We start from the raw sequence: 16,006 nt of genomic DNA on the forward strand, positions 1-16,006 counted from the left end.
ACTCCCATTTGTTTCATTTTATCACCAAACGGGCATTTTGTGCGATAATTCACCCCTACGAATTTACTATCCCGCATTGCACGGTGTGGCCGCACGCCGGATGCTCGTCCCATGTCGCTCGCATCGCCCTTTACCGATTCTCACCGTGTTTCCCGTCGCCGCGCCGCCGTCGAGTGGCCGACCATGTGCCTCGCCATAGCGATCTACGGCGGCTGGGGGCTGTTGACATTCTTCCACGCCAGCCTGCCGATCCTTCTGCTCGTCCCGCTCGGGGCCTGGGTGATCGCCTGGCAGGGCTCGCTCCAGCACGAGATCATCCACGGCCATCCGACGCGCTGGCGGACTTTCAACCGGGCCCTCGGGTCGATCCCTCTCACGCTCTGGCTGCCCTTCGCGCGCTACCGGATGCTGCATCTCTGCCATCACCGCGACGAGCGGCTGACCGATCCGCTCGACGATCCGGAATCCTATTACTGGACGGAGGAGGACTGGGCGCGCCTCGGGCCCGCCGGCCGCTGGCTGGTGAAGGCGCAGACGCGGCTCGTCGGGCGGCTGGTGATCGGCCCGTTCTGGTCGGTCGGCCGCTTCCTCGTTTCGGAGGCGCGGGCGATGCTCGCCGGTGACCGGCTTCTGCGGCGGATCTGGGCGCACCACCTCGCCGGCTGCGCCGGAATCGTCCTGTGGCTCTATGCGGTCTGCGGGCTGGATCTGCTCGCCTATGCCGCGCTGTTCCTCTATCCTGGAACGGCGTTGCAGATGATCCGCTCCTTCGCCGAGCACAAGGCGGAGAGCGCCGTCTCCAAGCGCACCGCCATCGTGGAGAATTCGCCGGTGCTCGGCCTGCTGTTCCTCAACAACAATCTCCACGCCGTGCACCATGCGCATCCGACGCTGCCCTGGTACCGGCTGCCGGACTATTACCGCGCCAATCGCGCGGCGATCCTGGAAGGCAATGGCGGGCTTCTCTACAAGGGCTATGCCGACGTGTTCCGCCGGTTCCTCGTGGCTCCGCATGACCAGCCGGAACACCCGCTCGGCCGCGCCCCGCTCGACCAATGAGGCGGGACAGGGTCTTTAGCGGTATCAAGGTCTCGCGTGGAACGCTTGCGGGCGCCGGCTTCATGCTCGCCTCCGGCGCCGTCGTCGCCCTGATGGAGGCCGCGGTGCGCGGTCTCAGCCAGACGCTGCATCCCTTCGTCATCGTGTTCTGGCGCGAGATGTTCAGCGTCGCGCTGCTGCTGCCGTTCTGGACCATGGCCGGCCGGCCGCTGGTGCAGCGGCAAAGATTGCCGCTCCATCTCCTGCGCTCGCTGCTCAACGGCTTCGCCATCCTCGTCTGGTATCTGGCCTTGCGCAGTCTGCCGCTCGCCGAGGCGACGGCGCTCGGCTTCACCGCCATCCTGTTCGCGGCCCTGGGGAGCCGCATCGTGCTCGGCGAACGGGTCTCCCCGCTCCAGTGGGCCGCCATCGCCGCCGGCCTCGGCGGCGCGGCCCTCATCGTCGGGCCGCGAATGGCCCCCGGCGCCGGGACGATGTTCGGCGTCGTCGCCGCCCTCGGCTCGGCCATGCTCTTCGCCGCCTCCATGCTGGTCGCCAAGCTGCAAATGCGCGGCGACGGCAGCGCGGTCAGCGCGCTTCTGCTGGCGCTCGGCATGGGCGCGCTGGCCGGCGTGCTCGCCGCCCCGGTCTGGGCATGGCCGAGCCCGGCGGATTTCGGCTGGCTTTGCCTGTTCGCGCTCTGCAACGTGCTCGGCCAGGTGTTCTTCCTCGAAGCGATGCGCCGGACGGCGGCCGCCGTGGTGATCCCGCTCGACATATCGCGCCTCGTATGGGCGCTGGTGTTCGGCGCCGTCCTCTACGCGGAATGGCCGGCCGCGCCGGCACTGATCGGCGCCGGCCTCATCGCCGCCTCCGCCGTGCTCGTCGTCCTGGGCGCGCGGCGCGGCGAGGAGCAGCTGCCCGCGGCGGGCCGGAGCGTCTCGGCATGACACGGATCGCCAATCTCGGCATGTACGACGCGCCCTGGCTGCAGGCGTCGAACGACGCGCTGTGGGCCGCCATCCGCATCCGGCTCCTCGCGGCCGGCTATGCCGACCTGCCGGATGCGCTCGACCGCGTGCGTCCGCTGGCGTCGATCTGGCGCGATACGGAGCTGGTGCTGGGGCAGACCTGCGGCTATCCGCTGGTCACCGGGTTCAGCGACGTTCTGACGGTGATCGGCACGCCGGTCTACGATCTTCCGGGTTGCGAGGGGGCGCACCATTGCAGCTTCGTCATCGTCGCGGACGGGTCCCCCTTCACGACGCTTGCCGAGCTCCGGGGGCGCCGCGCGGCCATGAACGGCCCGGACAGCAATAGCGGGATGAACCTGCTGCGCCATGCCGTCGCCCCGCTGGCGTCGGGCGGCCGGTTCTTCGGCGAGGTGGTGGAAACCGGCGCGCATCTGGCGAGCCTGGAGAGCGTCCGGCGCGGCGGCGCGGATGTCGCCGCCATCGACTGCGTCACCTTCGGCCTCGCGCACCGGCACCGGCCCGACCTCACCTCGGGCGTCCGCGTCATCGCCCGCACGGCGTCCGGCCCCGCGCTGCCCTTCGTCACCCGCGCCGGAGCCACGCCCGAAGAGGTGGAGATGTTGCGGGAGGCGCTGAACGCGGCGCTTGCCGAGGCCGAACCCGGATCGCCCATAGGCGCGCTGGGGCTGCGGCATGTTGCGTCGGCGAGCTTTGAGGATTACGCGATCCTGCTGCGCTATCAGGCGGAGGCGGTCGCCGCGGACTATCCGGTGCTCGCCTAGGGGCTTTTCCGATCAGGCAGCAACAGGGCGTCCGTCTCAGCCGGCCTGCAAAGCCGGGCTGCGCCCGAGCTGTTCGCGCGGCAGATGGCAGCGGATCGCGTGGCCGTCCGCATCGGCTGTGAAGGGCGGTTCCTCGGTTTCGCATATCGGGCCGAAGCGGCGCGGGCAGCGTGTGTGGAACAGGCAGCCGCCGGGCGGGTTCATCCCGCTCGGAATGGCGCCGGTGAGGCGGATGCGCGTGCTGCGCTCGCCGGTCACCGAAGGCGCGGCGGAGAGCAGCGCCTCGGTATAGGGATGGTGCGGCCCTTCCAGCACCTTCGCCGCCGGTCCGATCTCCAGCAGCCGCCCGAGATAGAGCACGCTGATCCAGTCCGAGAGATAGCGCACGACGCCGAGATCATGGGAGATCAGCAGGTAGCTGACCTGCCGCTCCGCCTGCAATTCGGCGAGCAGGTTGAGGATCGCCGACTGCACCGAAACATCGAGGGCGGAAGTCGGCTCGTCGCAGACGACGAGGCGCGGATTGCCGGCAAAGGCGCGAGCGACGGCGACCCGCTGCTTCATGCCGCCGGAGAGCTGGCGGGGACGTGCGTCGAGCTGGCGCGAGGTGAGACGCACCGCCTCCAGCAGCCGGGTTACCTGTGCCACGACCGCGGCGCCCGTCAGTCCGCCGAGGCGCTTCACCGCGCGGCCGACGAGACGGCGCACCGTGTGCGAGCGGTTGAGGGCGGAATCCGGGTTCTGGAAGACGATCTGCAGCGCCTTGATCTGCTCGGCCGAGCGCCGGTGCACATCGGGAGCCAGCACGGCGCCGTCGAGCGCCATGCGCCCGCCCTCGTCATGAGCGATGAGGCCGAGCAGCGCATGGGCGAGCGTGCTCTTGCCGCTGCCGGATTCCCCGACGAGGCCCAGCGTCTCGCCCGGCATCAGCCGCAGCGACACATCGCGCAGCGCATGGACGGCGTAGGCGCCGGCGCCATAGGTTTTCGACAGCGCCGCGAGCTCCAGCACCGGCGTCTCGACCGTGGATGCGCTCGCGACCGGTGCCGGCGGTGCCGCCGACCGGGTCTCCGCCGGCGGCAGCGTGTCGACCCGGTCGTGATAGTGGCAGCGGCTGAACCGCGTCTCGCCGGTCGGAATAAGGGGCGGGTCGACCTCGCGGCAATGCGCATCGGCAAGGCCGCAGCGGGGCGCGAAGACGCAGCCTCGCGTGATCGAGCCGGGCGCCGGCGGGAAGCCGGGAATGGTGTCGAGCGGGGTGACGCCCTTGCGCAGGCCGGCCCGCGGCAGGCAGCGCAGGAGCCCGGCCGTGTAGGGATGGCGCGGGTCGCTGAACAGTGCCCGCACCGGCCCTTCTTCCACGAGGCGTCCAGCATAGAGAACGCCCACCCGGTCGCAAAGCCCGGCTATGGCGCCGAGATTGTGGCTGATGAACAGGATCGAGGCGCCGAACTCGCGCCGCAGCGCGTCGACCAGATCGAGTATCTCTGCCTCGATGGTGGCATCGAGCCCGGTCGTCGGTTCGTCGAGAATGAGCAGCGACGGATCCTTGGCGAGCGCCATGGCGATCACCACGCGCTGCTGCATGCCGCCGGACAGCTGATGCGGGTAGCGCTCCATGACGCGGCCGGGGGAGGAGATGCGCACCCGGCCCAGCATCGATTCGGCGCGCTGCCACGCCTCGGCGCGCGCGAAGCCCAGAAGCTCGAACACCTCGGCCAGCTGGCGGCCGATGGTCAGGGACGGGTTCAGCGCCCGGCCGGGATCCTGGAACACCATGGCGACCTCGCGGGCGCGCATCTGGCGCAGGGCGGAGCGATCGAGGGTCGAGACGTCGCGCCCGTTGATCAGGGCATGGCCGCCCGAGATGCGCCCGCTGGGCGGCAGCACGCGCTGCACCGCCAGCGCCACGGTGGACTTTCCCGAGCCGGATTCGCCGACCAACCCATAGACCTCGCCCTTGGCGATGGAGAGGCTCACCCCGCTCAGCACCGGAACCGCACGGCCGCGGACCTGGTAGGAGACGCTCAAGTCTTCGAGCTGAAGGACGGGGGGAGGTGTCGCGACGTCAGCTTTCATTCGGCCAGCGCCCTCTGCAGGGATTCGGCGACGAGATTGACCCCGACGATCAGCGAGGCCGTGGCGATGGTGTCGAACATCACCGTCCACCAGAAGCCGCCGACGAGGACGCCGTAATTCTCGGCGATCGACAGGCCCCAGTCGGGCGATGGCGGCTGGACGCCGAAGCCGAGGAAGCTCAGCGACGCGATGGTGAAAATGGCGTAGCCGAGCCGCACGGTGCCCTCGACGATGATCGGCGGCAGGATGTTCGGCAGGATTTCCGCGGCCATGATGTAGGGGGCGCCTTCGCCGCGCACGGTGGCGGCCGCCACATAGTCGAGATTGCGTTCGGTCAGGACGGCGGCGCGCACCGTGCGGGCGACCAGCGGCGCGAAGACGAGGCCGACGACGACCACCACCGTGGGCGTGGAGGGGCCGAGCGCGACCAGCACCAGCAGGGCGACGATGATCAGCGGCAGCGACAGCATGACCTCCAGCAGCCGCCCGACGATAGCGTCCACCCATCCGCCGAAATAGCCGGTCACGAGGCCGATGGCGGTGCCGGCGAGGGTGCCGACGATGGTGGCGAGCGGCGCGATGGTGAGGATGTCGCGCGCCCCGACAAGGACGCGCGAGAAGACGTCGCGCCCGATCTGGTCGGTGCCGAACCAGTGCTCGGCGGATGGCGGTTGCAGCGTGTTGAGCAGATCGTCCGCATAGGGATCGTAGGGGACGAAAAGCGGTGCGAACAGGGCGCAGACGGCCCAGAACAGCAGGATCACCGCGCCGACCACGAAGCTCGGCCGGCGCAGCAGCGTGGCGATAAGCCCGCGCGCGCCATTTCGGAGCTCGGCCGGCGGGGAGGGGGGGATGGCGGCGACGGTGTCCGTCATCGGCGCCCGCCGGTTCGAAGCCGGGGATCGAGTAGCGCCGTCACCGTGTCGGCGGCGAGGGTCGTGGCGACGAAGAAGCCGCCGATGACCAGTATGCCGGCCTGCAGCATGGCGAAATCCTTGGCGCGGGCGGCGCCCAGCACCAGCCCGCCGATGCCCTGATAGCGGAACAGCGATTCCACCACCACGAGCCCGCCGAGCGCATAGCCCATCTGTGCGGCGATCACCGTGATCGTCGGCAGCAGCGCGTTTCGCAGCACATGGCGCGTCAGCACGGTGCGCCAGGGCAGGCCCTTGAGAATCGCCGTGCGGGTATAGTCGGCCGACAGGGCCTCCACCGTTCCGGCGCGCGTCATGCGGGCGATATAGCCGAACAGCACGATCACCAGCGGCAGCGCGGGCAGGATCAGGTGCTGCAGCTGGACCAGCGGGCCGCTCCCCGGCGGCCAGGATGCCGAAAGCGGCAGCCAGCGCAGCAGCACGGCGAAGACCAGGATCAGCGCGATCGAGGAGACGAACTCGGGAATCACCGTCAGCGACAGGCCGGCGACGCTGATGATGCGGTCGAGCGGGCGCCCGGCCCGCAGCGCGGCGAGCACGCCGGCGCCGATCCCGAGCGGAACCACGATGGCGAAGACCGTGGCCGCGAGCTTCAGCGAATTCACCAGCGCATTGCCGATAAAGGGCGCAACCGGCGCGCGGTAGGCATAGGACTGGCCCATGTCGCCGGTCACGAGGCCGCCGATCCAGGAGAGATAGATCTCGACCGGCGGCCGATCGGCGCCGAGCCGTTCGTTCAGCGCGGCCACCGCCCGCGGATCCGCGAGCGGCCCGAGGATCGCCCGGGCGGGATCGCCCGGGAGAACCTGGCAGCCGAAGAACACGACGATGCTGAGCAGCCACAGCGTGAGCAGGCTCAGCGCCAGCCTCCTCAGAAGGAACCGCCCGAGTACCCCGGCCATCGTTGCCGCTCTCAGGCGAAGCCGGCCTTGTTCAGGAATATCTGCCCCATGGCCGTCGCCTCCACGCCTTTCAGCTTGGCCGAGGTGGCGGTCAGGTAATCGTAGAAATACGGGAAGATGATCGGCGTCTCGTCGAGCAGCAATGTCTGGATGGCGCCGGCCTGCTTCTTCTGCTCGGCGGGGTCGAGCGCCGCGATATAGGTGGCGACCAGCTTGTCATAGGCGGGATTCTTGAACTCGGCCGAGTTCCAGGTGCCGGTGCTCAGCAGCGGGGCGGCGAGGAAGATGTTCGGCGTGCCACGATGGCCGTAATCGGTCATGCCGAATTCCGAATCCAGCCAGTCCGACTTGCCGGGAACGGCATCGCCGTAATAGGCGCCGACATCCTCGATCTTCAGGGTGATCTTGATGCCGATTTCGGCGCCGGCGTTGCGGATGAGCGTCGCGAGCGTCGGCAATTCCTGCATCTGCATGGTGGTGAACGTCACCTCGAAACCACCGGGAACGCCCGCCTCGGCCATGAGCTGCTTGGCCTTGGCGATATCCTTGACGCGCTGTGGCACCGAGGTGTCCGTCGAGGGAAAGACCGGCGCGAACGGGCTGTCATTTCCGAGATCGGCCATGCCGCGAAACAGGCCCTTGACGAGCGTCGGCCGGTCGAGCGTCAGCGCCATGGCCTGGCGCACCCGCTTGTCGGCGAAGACGCCCTTGTTCTTCATGTGGATCTGGCGGTGGGCGTTCGACTTCAGCCGCAGGATGCTCACGGCCGGATTGTCGAAGAGGCTCTGGCCGCCCTGGACGGAGACCTGCTGGATGAGGTCGATCTGCCCGCCGAGCAGCGCCAGCACCTGGGGCTGCAGATCGTTGTAGAAGTTCAGCTCGACGCGCTCGGGGCCGACCGGGCCGCCCCAATAGTCCGGGTTGCGCACGAAGCTCGCGGAGACCTTCGGCGTGTATTTCTCCAGCTTGAACGGGCCGGTCGCGTTGAAGGTCTGCTCGAAGTCGCCCTTGTAGTCGGCGGGCAGGATGATCGCGTTGTAATTGTCGGTCGAGACGTAATAGGGGAAATTGCCGTTCGGCGCGTCGAGGGTGAAGCGCACCGTCAGGTCGTCGACCTTGGTGGTTCCGCCCTTGGACAGCACGCCCTTGAAGGCCGAAAGCGCGTTGGAGCCGTTGGCGGGATCCGCCAGCCGGTCGATCGACGCCACCACGTCATCGGCCTTCATGGTGCGGCCGTCATGGAATTTGACGCCCTCGCGCAGGGTGAAGGTCCAGACGCTTCCGTCAGCGTTCGGCTTCCACGAGGTCGCGAGCATCGGACGCAGCATCAGGTCGGGGCCGTCCATGACAAGGAAATCGCCCGCCATCTGCAGCGGCAGCAGCCCGCCCTGGTCGGCGACGGAGACCGGCTCGATGGCGCCCGAGGGGGTGATCTGCGCGACGCGGACCGTGCCGCCGGGCTTGCCCTGCGCCAGCGCGCGGCCGATCGGGGCGAAGCCGGCGCCCTGGAGCACGCCGGCCATCACGGCGGCGGACAGGCCGATGCGGCTGCCATGCCGAAGAAAGGCGCGGCGGTCGAGTCTGCCCAGGAGAAGTTCGTCGATGACCTGATTTTCCAGGGCCGTCCTGCCCTGCCGCCAATGATTCAGAGAACGGACGAAACTCGGCATGGCACGGCTCCTGATCAACGTTCCTCGGGAAAGTTTATGGCTTAGGTATATACAAATCGCATGCCACTCATGCAGGATGCAATTATTCTACATCCGCGAGCGGTCCCCTGCGCAACCCCGTTCATTGAAACCGCGATAAACAGCGACGGCGCAAACGAGGCATGCATGCCCCCTTTCGATTTTGACGTTGCGGTGATCGGCCTCGGGGCCATGGGCAGCGCCGCGCTGGCGCATTTGGCGGCGCGCGGACAGAAGGTGATCGGTTTCGAGGCATTCTCCCCGGCGCATGGCCTCAGCTCCTCGCACGGGGACAGCCGCATCATCCGGCTCGGCTATTTCGAGGACCCCAGCTACGTGCCGCTGCTGCGCCGCGCCTACGAGAATTGGTGGGCCCTGGAGCGGGATACCGGCACCCGCGTCCTCACCGTCACCGGCGTGCTCCAGATCGGCCGGCCGGACAGTTCCATCGTCTCCGGCACGCTCGCGTCCTGCCGGGCCTATGATCTCGACCATGAGGTGCTCGATCCCGCGGCCATGGCAAAACGTTATCCGGCTTTCGATCTCGATGCGGACGAGATTGCGGTGTTCGAGCGGCAGGGCGGTTTCGTGCGCCCGGAAGCCGCGGTGACGGCGCATCTCGGCCATGCCCGGCGCCATGGAGCCGAGCGGCGCATGGGAGCGCGCGTGACCGCCATCGAGCCGGACGACGCGGGCGTGACCGTCGTCCTCGGGCCGGAGCGGGTGAGGGCGCGTCGCGCCGTGGTGGCGACCGGGCCGTGGATCGGCCAGCTGGTTCCGGCGCTGGCGCCGCTCGCGACCCCGATCCGGCAGGTCGTCGCCTGGTACGAGCCACGGGACGTCGCGGCGACCGCCCTTGGCGCCATGCCGGTCTTCCTGCGCGACGCCGGCGCCGCCGGCTCCTTCTTCGGCTTTCCCGCGCTCGACGGTGCCGGCGTGAAGGTCGGCAAGCACGCCCATTTCCGCGAGCCGATCGGCGACCCGGATGCTCCGAACGCGCCGGTGAGCGAGGCCGATACGGCGCTGCTCGACGAATTCATCGCGCGGCGCCTGCCGCTCGGCGCGGGACCCCGGCTGGCCGCCACCACCTGCCGCTACACCATGCTGCCCGGCGAAGATTTCCTTCTGGATCGGCTTCCGGGCGAGCCGAACGTCATCGTCGCCTCGCCCTGCTCGGGCCATGGCTACAAGTTTGCCAGCGTCGTGGGGGAGATTCTCGCCGATCTTGCCGAGACGGGGCACTCGGAACTGCCGATCGCGGCCTTCGGCTTCCAGGCGCTCCAGGCCAGGGCGGCGGCATTGGCGTAGCCGATTTCGCCTTCCGGCCGTTCCCTTCCGCACATTCGGGCATCCCATAAGGCTCAAGGGCCCGATTCGGGGAAGGCAACGCGGGGCAGGCCGTCTCGTGGCCGGGTCCGCCTGCGGCCCCGGCCTGCCGTTGCGGACGGTCCATCGCGCCATCGTCCAGTCTCCGACAGGCAGGCCCCCAGGCATGTCCGGCCTGCCAAGGCGCTTGCGGGCAACGGATATGACATGATAGTACATAAATTAGATAGATAATATGAGTTATCACTCCTGACGATCATGTGCCGTCCTTCGGGGCGGCGGCGACTTTCTGCGCAAAGGGAATGCGATGACTGCCTCCGCTCTCCGTTTCGGGGTCTGGGCTCCGGTGCACGGGCCCCGCGCCGCGCTGCAGGACCCTGCCGAACCCTTCGACGCCTCGTGGGAGCATAATCGCGCCGTGGTGCTGGAGGCCGAGGCGCTGGGCTTCGATTCCACCCTGATCGCCCAGCACACGGTCAATCCGCACCTGCCGGAAAAGGATCAGCTCGAAACCTGGACGGCGGCCGCCGCGCTGGCGGCGCTGACCAGCCGCATCGAGCTGATCGCGGCGATCAAGCCCTATATCTACCATCCGGTGTTTCTGGCGAAGATGGCGCTGCAGATCGAGAACATCAGCCGCGGCCGCTTCGCCATCAATCTGGTCAATGCCTGGAACCGCATCGAATTCGAGAAGGCGGGCATTCCTTTCGGCGAGCATGACGACCGCTATGCCTATGGGCAGGAGTGGATCTCCATCGTGTCGCGGCTCACCGCCGGCGAGCGCGTGGATCATCGCGGCGCGAACTTCACGGTGACGGACTACAAGCTGACCCCGGCGGACCATTATCGCCGCCGGCCCGCGATCTATGTCGGCGGCGAATCCGAACCGGCCCGCGCGCTCGTCGCCGAGCATGGCGACGTCTGGTTCATCAACGGCCAGCCGCTTGCCGACGTCGCCGGCCTGATCGCCGATCTCGCCCGCCGTCCGCGCAGCGGTGCGCCCTTGCGCTTCGGCCTCTCCGCCTTCGTCATCGCCCGCGAGACCGAGGCCGAGGCACGGGCCGATTACGAGCACCTGCTGCGGCTCGCCGAGAAGGATGCCGAGGTGCGCACGGCCCAGCGCAGCCATGCCGACGCCAAGGTGGTCATGCTCCAGACCATGGCGAAGTCGGTGCGGATCGGCAGCAATGGCGGCACGGCCGCCGGCCTCGTCGGCAGCTACGACCAGGTGGCGGAGCGGATCGGCGCCTTTCATGCCGCGGGCATCGAGCTGTTCATGCTGCAATTCCAGCCGCTGCGCGCCGAAATGCGCCGTTTCGCTGCGGAGATCTTTCCGCGCGTCGGGCGTACGGCCCCCGTGTCGGCACGCGCACTTTCCGCCGCCGGCTGATCCCGCGTCCCAAAACCGGAGCCCGACGCCCGTGAGCACCATCGAGCCCGTCTCCAGTCTGTCCGTGCCGGCGATAAAAGCCGCGCGCCGGCGGACGCAGGCCGAAGCCGCCCCAGCCTCGAACGTCCGCCGCCCGGCCCATGCGAGGCTGGGCCCGCACAGCCTGACGGTCATTTCCTGGCTTGCGCCGGTGGCGCTGGTCATCGTCTGGGAGGCCCTCGCCCGCGCCGGCTGGATCTCGCCGCATGTGCTGCCGGCGCCGAGCAAGGTGCTGGCGACGGCCTGGAAGCTGACGCTGAACGGTTCGCTGCCGCGCGACCTCGGCACCAGCCTGCTGCGTGCGGCGGTCGGCTTCGCCATCGGCGGCGGCATCGGCTTCGTGCTCGGCACGCTGGTCGGGTTCTCCCGTCTCGCCGAGGCGGCCATCGACCGCAGCGTGCAGATGATCCGTGCGATTCCCTTCCTCGCCCTGCTGCCGCTGGTCATCGTCTGGTTCGGAGTCGGCGAGAGCCAGAAGATCTTCCTCGTCGCGCTCGGCGTCGCCTTTCCGATCTACATCAACACCGTGCTCGGCATCCGGCAGGTCGATCCGAAGCTGATCGAGCTCGGCCGCGTGCGGGGCCTCGGCACGCTTCAGCTGATCCGCCGCATCATCCTGCCGGGCGCGCTGCCCTCGATCCTCACCGGCGTGCGCTACGCGCTGGCGACCGCATGGCTGGCCCTCGTCGTGGCGGAGACCATCGGCGCCCAGTCCGGCCTCGGCTTCCTCGCCATGGATGCGCGCGAATTCCTGCGAACCGACGTCATCGTGCTCGCCATCGTGCTCTACGCGCTGATCGGCATCGCCGCCGATTCGATCGCCCGGCAGCTGGAGCGCTCGCTGCTCGCCTGGCATCCGAACTATGGAGGCGGCCGATGAGCGTCGCCTTCGCCGAAAGCGCCACCGCCCCGCACGCTCCGGCCCGCGCGGCCGTCATCGTCACCGATCTGCGCCGCGCCTATGGAGCGCGGGTGGTGATCGACCGGCTGAACCTCACCATCGAGCGCGGCGAATTCGTCGCCCTGCTGGGCGAGAGCGGCTGCGGCAAGACCACGCTGCTGCGGGCGCTGGCCGGGCTCGACCCGATCGAGCGCGGGCGCATCGAGGCGCCGGGACGGCCCGCCGTCGTCTTCCAGGAACACCGGCTGCTGCCGTGGGATTGCCTCTGGCGCAACGTCGCGCTCGGCCTGCCGGAGCAGGGCGCCCGCGAGAAGGCCGCCGCGGCGCTTGCCGAGGTCGGCCTCGGCAACCGGCTCGACGACTGGCCGCGCAATCTCTCCGGCGGCCAGGCCCAGCGGGTGGCGCTGGCCCGCGCGCTGGTGCAGGAGCCGGAACTGCTGCTGCTCGACGAGCCCTTCGCCGCGCTCGATGCGCTGACCCGCATCCGCATGCACGGACTGGTCAAGGAGCTCGTCGCCCGTCACCAGCCGGGCGTCCTGCTCGTCACCCACGACGTGGATGAGGCCATCGCGCTCGCCGACCGCGTGCTGGTGATGCGCGCCGGCGCCATCGCCGCCGAGCACCGACTCGCCAGCCACGACAATCCGGCGGCCCTGCGCCTCCGGCTCCTCGCCGAACTCGGGGTCGAGGCCGGACAGACCGCGGACTGAACCCTTCCCACTTGTCCCGTATTCTCCAGAGACCATCATGACCCAGTCGTCGGATTCATTTTTCTCCAGCCTGTCCCGCCGCCGTTTCCTGGAGACGTCGCTGCTCGGCGCCGGCGCGCTCGCGGGCGGCCTTGCGCTGCCGGTCCTTCCCGCCAGCGCTGCCGCCACCGGGCGCACCACCGACACGCTGCGTCTCACCTGGGGCTATACCGGCCTCACCTTCATCGTGAAGGAGCGCGGCGAGCTGGAGAAGACGCTCGCCAAGGACGGCATCAAGGTGGAGTGGGTCGGCCCGTTCCCCAACCACGCGCCGACCCTGCAGGCGGTGACCGGCGGCACGGCCGATTTCAGCTTCGGCGGCAGCACCACGCCGGCGCTGGCCGCCATCATCGCCGGCTCGCCGCTGGTCTTCACCCAGTTCCTCATCTACAACCCGCGCACCACCGCGATCATCGCCAAGGACGGTTCCGGCATCGACAAGGTCGAGGACCTGGTCGGCAAGTCGGTGGCGGTGAACCGGTCCGGCCTCGGCGAGTTCCTGCTGGTCGCGGCGCTGGAGAAGCACGGCGTCGACCGTTCCAAGGTCAATTTCGTCTATCTCAACCCGCCGGACGCCGCCCCGGCGCTCGCCTCCGGCAAGGTCGACGCCTGGTCGATGTGGAGCCCCGGCGTCGATATCGCCCGCTTCGAGTACAAGGCGCATGACGTGTTCCTCGAGGAGCGCGACCTCGATTTCCAGATCGACTTCACGTCTTATCTGACCCGTCGCGAATTCGTCGAGAACAACCCCGATCTCGTCCGGGCCTTCAACGCGGCGCTGAAGACCGAGGCCGACTGGGCGTCCAGCCATACCGAGGAGGCCGAGCGCCTCACCCAGGCCAAGGCCGGCTACAGCGACCAGGTGCGCGACCATTTCATCAGCCTCAAGAAGCAGTACAAGCTCTATCCGGTGAATGACGAAGCCTTCGTGTCCCAGCTCCAGAAGGCCTCGGAATGGCTGGTTGAGCGCAAGGTCCTGCCCGAGCCGGTGAACATCGCCGATCACCTGGCGCCGGTTTGAGGGGCGCGCGATGAACCGGCCGCTTTCCGTCGTCGAGATCGACCGTCCGGCTCTCGCTCGGGACGTCGATTACGACGCCCTGTTCGCCCGTATCGCCGAGGGGGCCTCCGAGCGGGAGCGCGACCGGGTCCTCCCCTTCGCGCCGATCGAATGGCTGCGGCAGGCCCGGTTCGGCGCGTTGCGCCTGCGCCGCGAGGATGGCGGCGGAGGCGCCGGCTTCCGCGAGCTGTTCTCCCTGGTGATCCGGCTCGGCGCGGCGGATTCCAACGTGGCGCATATCCTGCGCAATCACTTCACGGTGGTGGAGCAATATGCCCGCCGGCCGCGCACCGAGCAGGAACGGCGCTGGCAGAAGGCGGTGCTGGACGGGGCGATCGTCGGGCTGGGCAATACCGAGCTCGGCACGCCGCGCGCCGGCGCCACGCCGCCCGACACCACCCTCACCCCGGAGGCCGGCGGCTATCGGCTGGACGGCACCAAATACTATACGACCGGAACCCTTTATTCGGACCTCGTGCTGGTGCGCGCGGCCGATCCCTCGGGCGCCGTCGCCGCGGTGATCGTGCCGACGGATCGTGAGGGCGTGGAGATCGTCGACGATTGGGACGGCGCCGGGCAGCGCCTCACCGCTTCGGGCACCACCCATTTCCGCAATGTGTGGGTGGAGCGGGAGGAAGCCGTGTTCGACCGCGAGGGCGTCGGTTATGCGCTCGCCTATGCCAATACCCAGCCGCAGCTTTTCCTGACGGCGATCGTGGCCGGCATCGTCCGCGCCATCCGCGACGACGCGGCGGCACTGGTCAACAGCCGGGGCCGGAACTTCTACCATGCGCCGGCCGAGCGGCCGGCCGACGACGTCATACTGCAACAGGTGGTCGGCCAGATCGCGGCGAATGCTTTCGCGGCGGAAGCGGCGGTGCTTGCCGCCGCCGACGTCTTCGAAGCCGTCAGCCGCGCCCGCGACGCCGGGCGCGACGATCGCGAACTGGCACTTGCCGCCTCGCTGGCGGCCGCCCAGGCCAAGGTGGTGGTGGACGAGCTCGCCATCCGCAGCGGCGGCCTCATCTTCGATGTCGGCGGCGCCTCGGCCTCCAAGCGCACGCTCAATCTCGACCGGCACTGGCGCAATGCGCGCACGCTCGCCTCGCACAACCCGGATTCATACAAGGCGATGGCGATCGGCGCCTATGTCATCTCCGGCGCGCCGCTGCCCGACAAGGGCTTCTTCTGAGCGAGGCCGGGAGGCGACGGCTTCAGCCGCCGCCATCGCCCTTGCGCGGCCATCGGTGGATTCCGGCTCGCCGCCTCCAGCCATCCACCGAAAGGCCGCGAGGCGGATCTCCCCCGGCATGGGAGACGCGGCGGTTCACCAGGAGGGCAGCACCGAGCCCTTGAACTTCTCGATGATGAACGCCTTCACCTCCGGCGAATGGTAGGATTCGACGAGGGTCTTCACCCAGGGTTTGTCCTTGTCGCCGGCGCGCACGGCTATGAGGTTCACGTAGGGCCCCTTGGCATCTTCCCTGAGGATCGGATCGTTGACGGGATCGAGGCCGGCGGACGTGGCATAATTGGTATTGATCGCGGCGGCGTCGACATCCTCCAGCGCGCGCGGGGTCTGTGCCGCCTCAAGCTCGATGAAGCGCAGCTTCTTCGGGTTCTCGATGATGTCGATCACCGTCGGCTTGAAGCCGACGCCGTCGCGCAGCTTGATCACGCCCTTGTCCTGCAGCAGCAGCAGCGAGCGCCCGCCATTGGTCGGGTCGTTCTGGATGGCGATGGTGGCGCCGTTCGGCACCTCGGCCCAGCTCTTCCACTTCCTGGAATAGACGCCGAGCGGGAAGTTCACCGTGAGCGCGACCGGCTCGATCCCGTAGCCGCGATCGGCCTTCTGGTTGTCGAGATAGGGCTGGTTCTGGAACGAATTGGCCTCGATCTCGCCGGCGTCGAGCGCCTGGTTCGGCACCACGTAGTCGGAGAACTCGATGATCTTGATGTCGAGCCCCCTGGCCGCCGCCACGGGCTTCACCGCCTCGAGGATCTGCGCGTGCGGGCCGGGGGTGGCGGCGATGCGGATCGTCTCGGCAGAAGCCGGCAATGACGCGAGAAGCAGCGCGGCGGCAAGAAACGGGGAGCGCAGGAGAGTGGAGCACAGGAGAGTCATGTGGATCTTCCGGTGGGG

14 protein-coding genes are annotated in these 16,006 nt (G+C 68.8%); 9 read left to right on the forward strand and 5 right to left on the reverse strand.

What is annotated here, in order from left to right; genetic code table 11:
* Window positions 1-111 precede the first annotated feature (111 nt).
* From AC1RU4_RS16145 to AC1RU4_RS16155, 3 genes are all read left to right on the forward strand, one after another.
* A complete protein-coding gene (locus AC1RU4_RS16145; protein ID WP_492892130.1) occupies window positions 112-1,059 on the forward strand; it encodes a fatty acid desaturase in 948 nt (315 codons plus the stop codon).
* Between the two features lie 62 nt (window positions 1,060-1,121).
* Window positions 1,122-1,988: a DMT family transporter gene (locus AC1RU4_RS16150; protein ID WP_492892131.1), complete on the forward strand. Its 867-nt coding sequence runs from the start codon at window positions 1,122-1,124 to the stop codon at window positions 1,986-1,988.
* Entirely contained in the window at window positions 1,985-2,794 is an 810-nt protein-coding gene (locus AC1RU4_RS16155) for a phosphate/phosphite/phosphonate ABC transporter substrate-binding protein (protein WP_492892133.1), read from the forward strand. Before AC1RU4_RS16150 ends, AC1RU4_RS16155 begins: the two co-directional genes overlap by 4 nt.
* Window positions 2,795-2,830: 36 nt before the next feature.
* Here AC1RU4_RS16155 and AC1RU4_RS16160 read toward each other — a convergent pair whose 3' ends face one another.
* The 4 genes from AC1RU4_RS16160 to AC1RU4_RS16175 are packed head-to-tail and all read right to left on the reverse strand — an operon-like array spanning window position 2,831 to window position 8,380.
* Window positions 2,831-4,873 carry a dipeptide ABC transporter ATP-binding protein gene (locus tag AC1RU4_RS16160; protein ID WP_492892134.1) on the reverse strand — a complete coding sequence of 681 codons (2,043 nt, stop codon included), beginning with the start codon at window positions 4,871-4,873 and terminating at the stop codon, window positions 2,831-2,833.
* Window positions 4,870-5,748 (reverse strand): ABC transporter permease, encoded by an 879-nt coding sequence (locus AC1RU4_RS16165; RefSeq protein WP_492892135.1) that lies wholly within the window; start codon window positions 5,746-5,748, stop codon window positions 4,870-4,872. Before AC1RU4_RS16165 ends, AC1RU4_RS16160 begins: the two co-directional genes overlap by 4 nt.
* Window positions 5,745-6,710, reverse strand: a complete 966-nt coding sequence (locus AC1RU4_RS16170) for an ABC transporter permease (RefSeq protein WP_492892136.1) — start codon at window positions 6,708-6,710, stop codon at window positions 5,745-5,747. Before AC1RU4_RS16170 ends, AC1RU4_RS16165 begins: the two co-directional genes overlap by 4 nt.
* 11 nt (window positions 6,711-6,721) lie before the next feature.
* Window positions 6,722-8,380, reverse strand: coding sequence for an ABC transporter substrate-binding protein (locus AC1RU4_RS16175; RefSeq protein ID WP_492892138.1), 1,659 nt, complete (start codon window positions 8,378-8,380; stop codon window positions 6,722-6,724).
* Window positions 8,381-8,545: 165 nt separating this feature from the next.
* Here AC1RU4_RS16175 and solA point away from each other — a divergent pair, with 165 nt between their 5' ends.
* The 6 genes from solA to AC1RU4_RS16205 all read left to right on the forward strand — a co-directional run bounded on the left by solA (window position 8,546) and on the right by AC1RU4_RS16205 (window position 15,055).
* The gene (gene solA, locus AC1RU4_RS16180) at window positions 8,546-9,706 is read left to right on the forward strand and encodes an N-methyl-L-tryptophan oxidase (protein WP_492892139.1); all 1,161 of its coding nucleotides are present in this window, start codon (window positions 8,546-8,548) and stop codon (window positions 9,704-9,706) included.
* Between the two features lie 325 nt (window positions 9,707-10,031).
* Window positions 10,032-11,114: an LLM class flavin-dependent oxidoreductase gene (locus AC1RU4_RS16185; RefSeq protein ID WP_492892140.1), complete on the forward strand. Its 1,083-nt coding sequence runs from the start codon at window positions 10,032-10,034 to the stop codon at window positions 11,112-11,114.
* Between the two features lie 148 nt (window positions 11,115-11,262).
* Entirely contained in the window at window positions 11,263-12,033 is a 771-nt protein-coding gene (locus AC1RU4_RS16190; protein WP_492892237.1) for an ABC transporter permease subunit, read from the forward strand.
* A complete protein-coding gene (locus tag AC1RU4_RS16195) occupies window positions 12,030-12,764 on the forward strand; it encodes an ABC transporter ATP-binding protein (RefSeq protein WP_492892141.1) in 735 nt (244 codons plus the stop codon). Before AC1RU4_RS16190 ends, AC1RU4_RS16195 begins: the two co-directional genes overlap by 4 nt.
* A 37-nt stretch (window positions 12,765-12,801) precedes the next feature.
* On the forward strand, window positions 12,802-13,824 hold the full coding sequence (locus AC1RU4_RS16200) for an NrtA/SsuA/CpmA family ABC transporter substrate-binding protein (protein WP_492892142.1): 1,023 nt from the start codon (window positions 12,802-12,804) through the stop codon (window positions 13,822-13,824).
* 10 nt (window positions 13,825-13,834) lie between these two features.
* Window positions 13,835-15,055 carry an acyl-CoA dehydrogenase family protein gene (locus AC1RU4_RS16205; protein ID WP_492892143.1) on the forward strand — a complete coding sequence of 407 codons (1,221 nt, stop codon included), beginning with the start codon at window positions 13,835-13,837 and terminating at the stop codon, window positions 15,053-15,055.
* 135 nt (window positions 15,056-15,190) lie between these two features.
* Here the strand turns inward: AC1RU4_RS16205 and AC1RU4_RS16210 are convergent, their stop codons facing one another.
* Entirely contained in the window at window positions 15,191-15,988 is a 798-nt protein-coding gene (locus tag AC1RU4_RS16210) for a MetQ/NlpA family ABC transporter substrate-binding protein (protein WP_492892144.1), read from the reverse strand.
* Window positions 15,989-16,006: the final 18 nt, after the last annotated feature.

The organism is Ancylobacter sp. GW821-FHT10E12 (assembly GCF_058809335.1).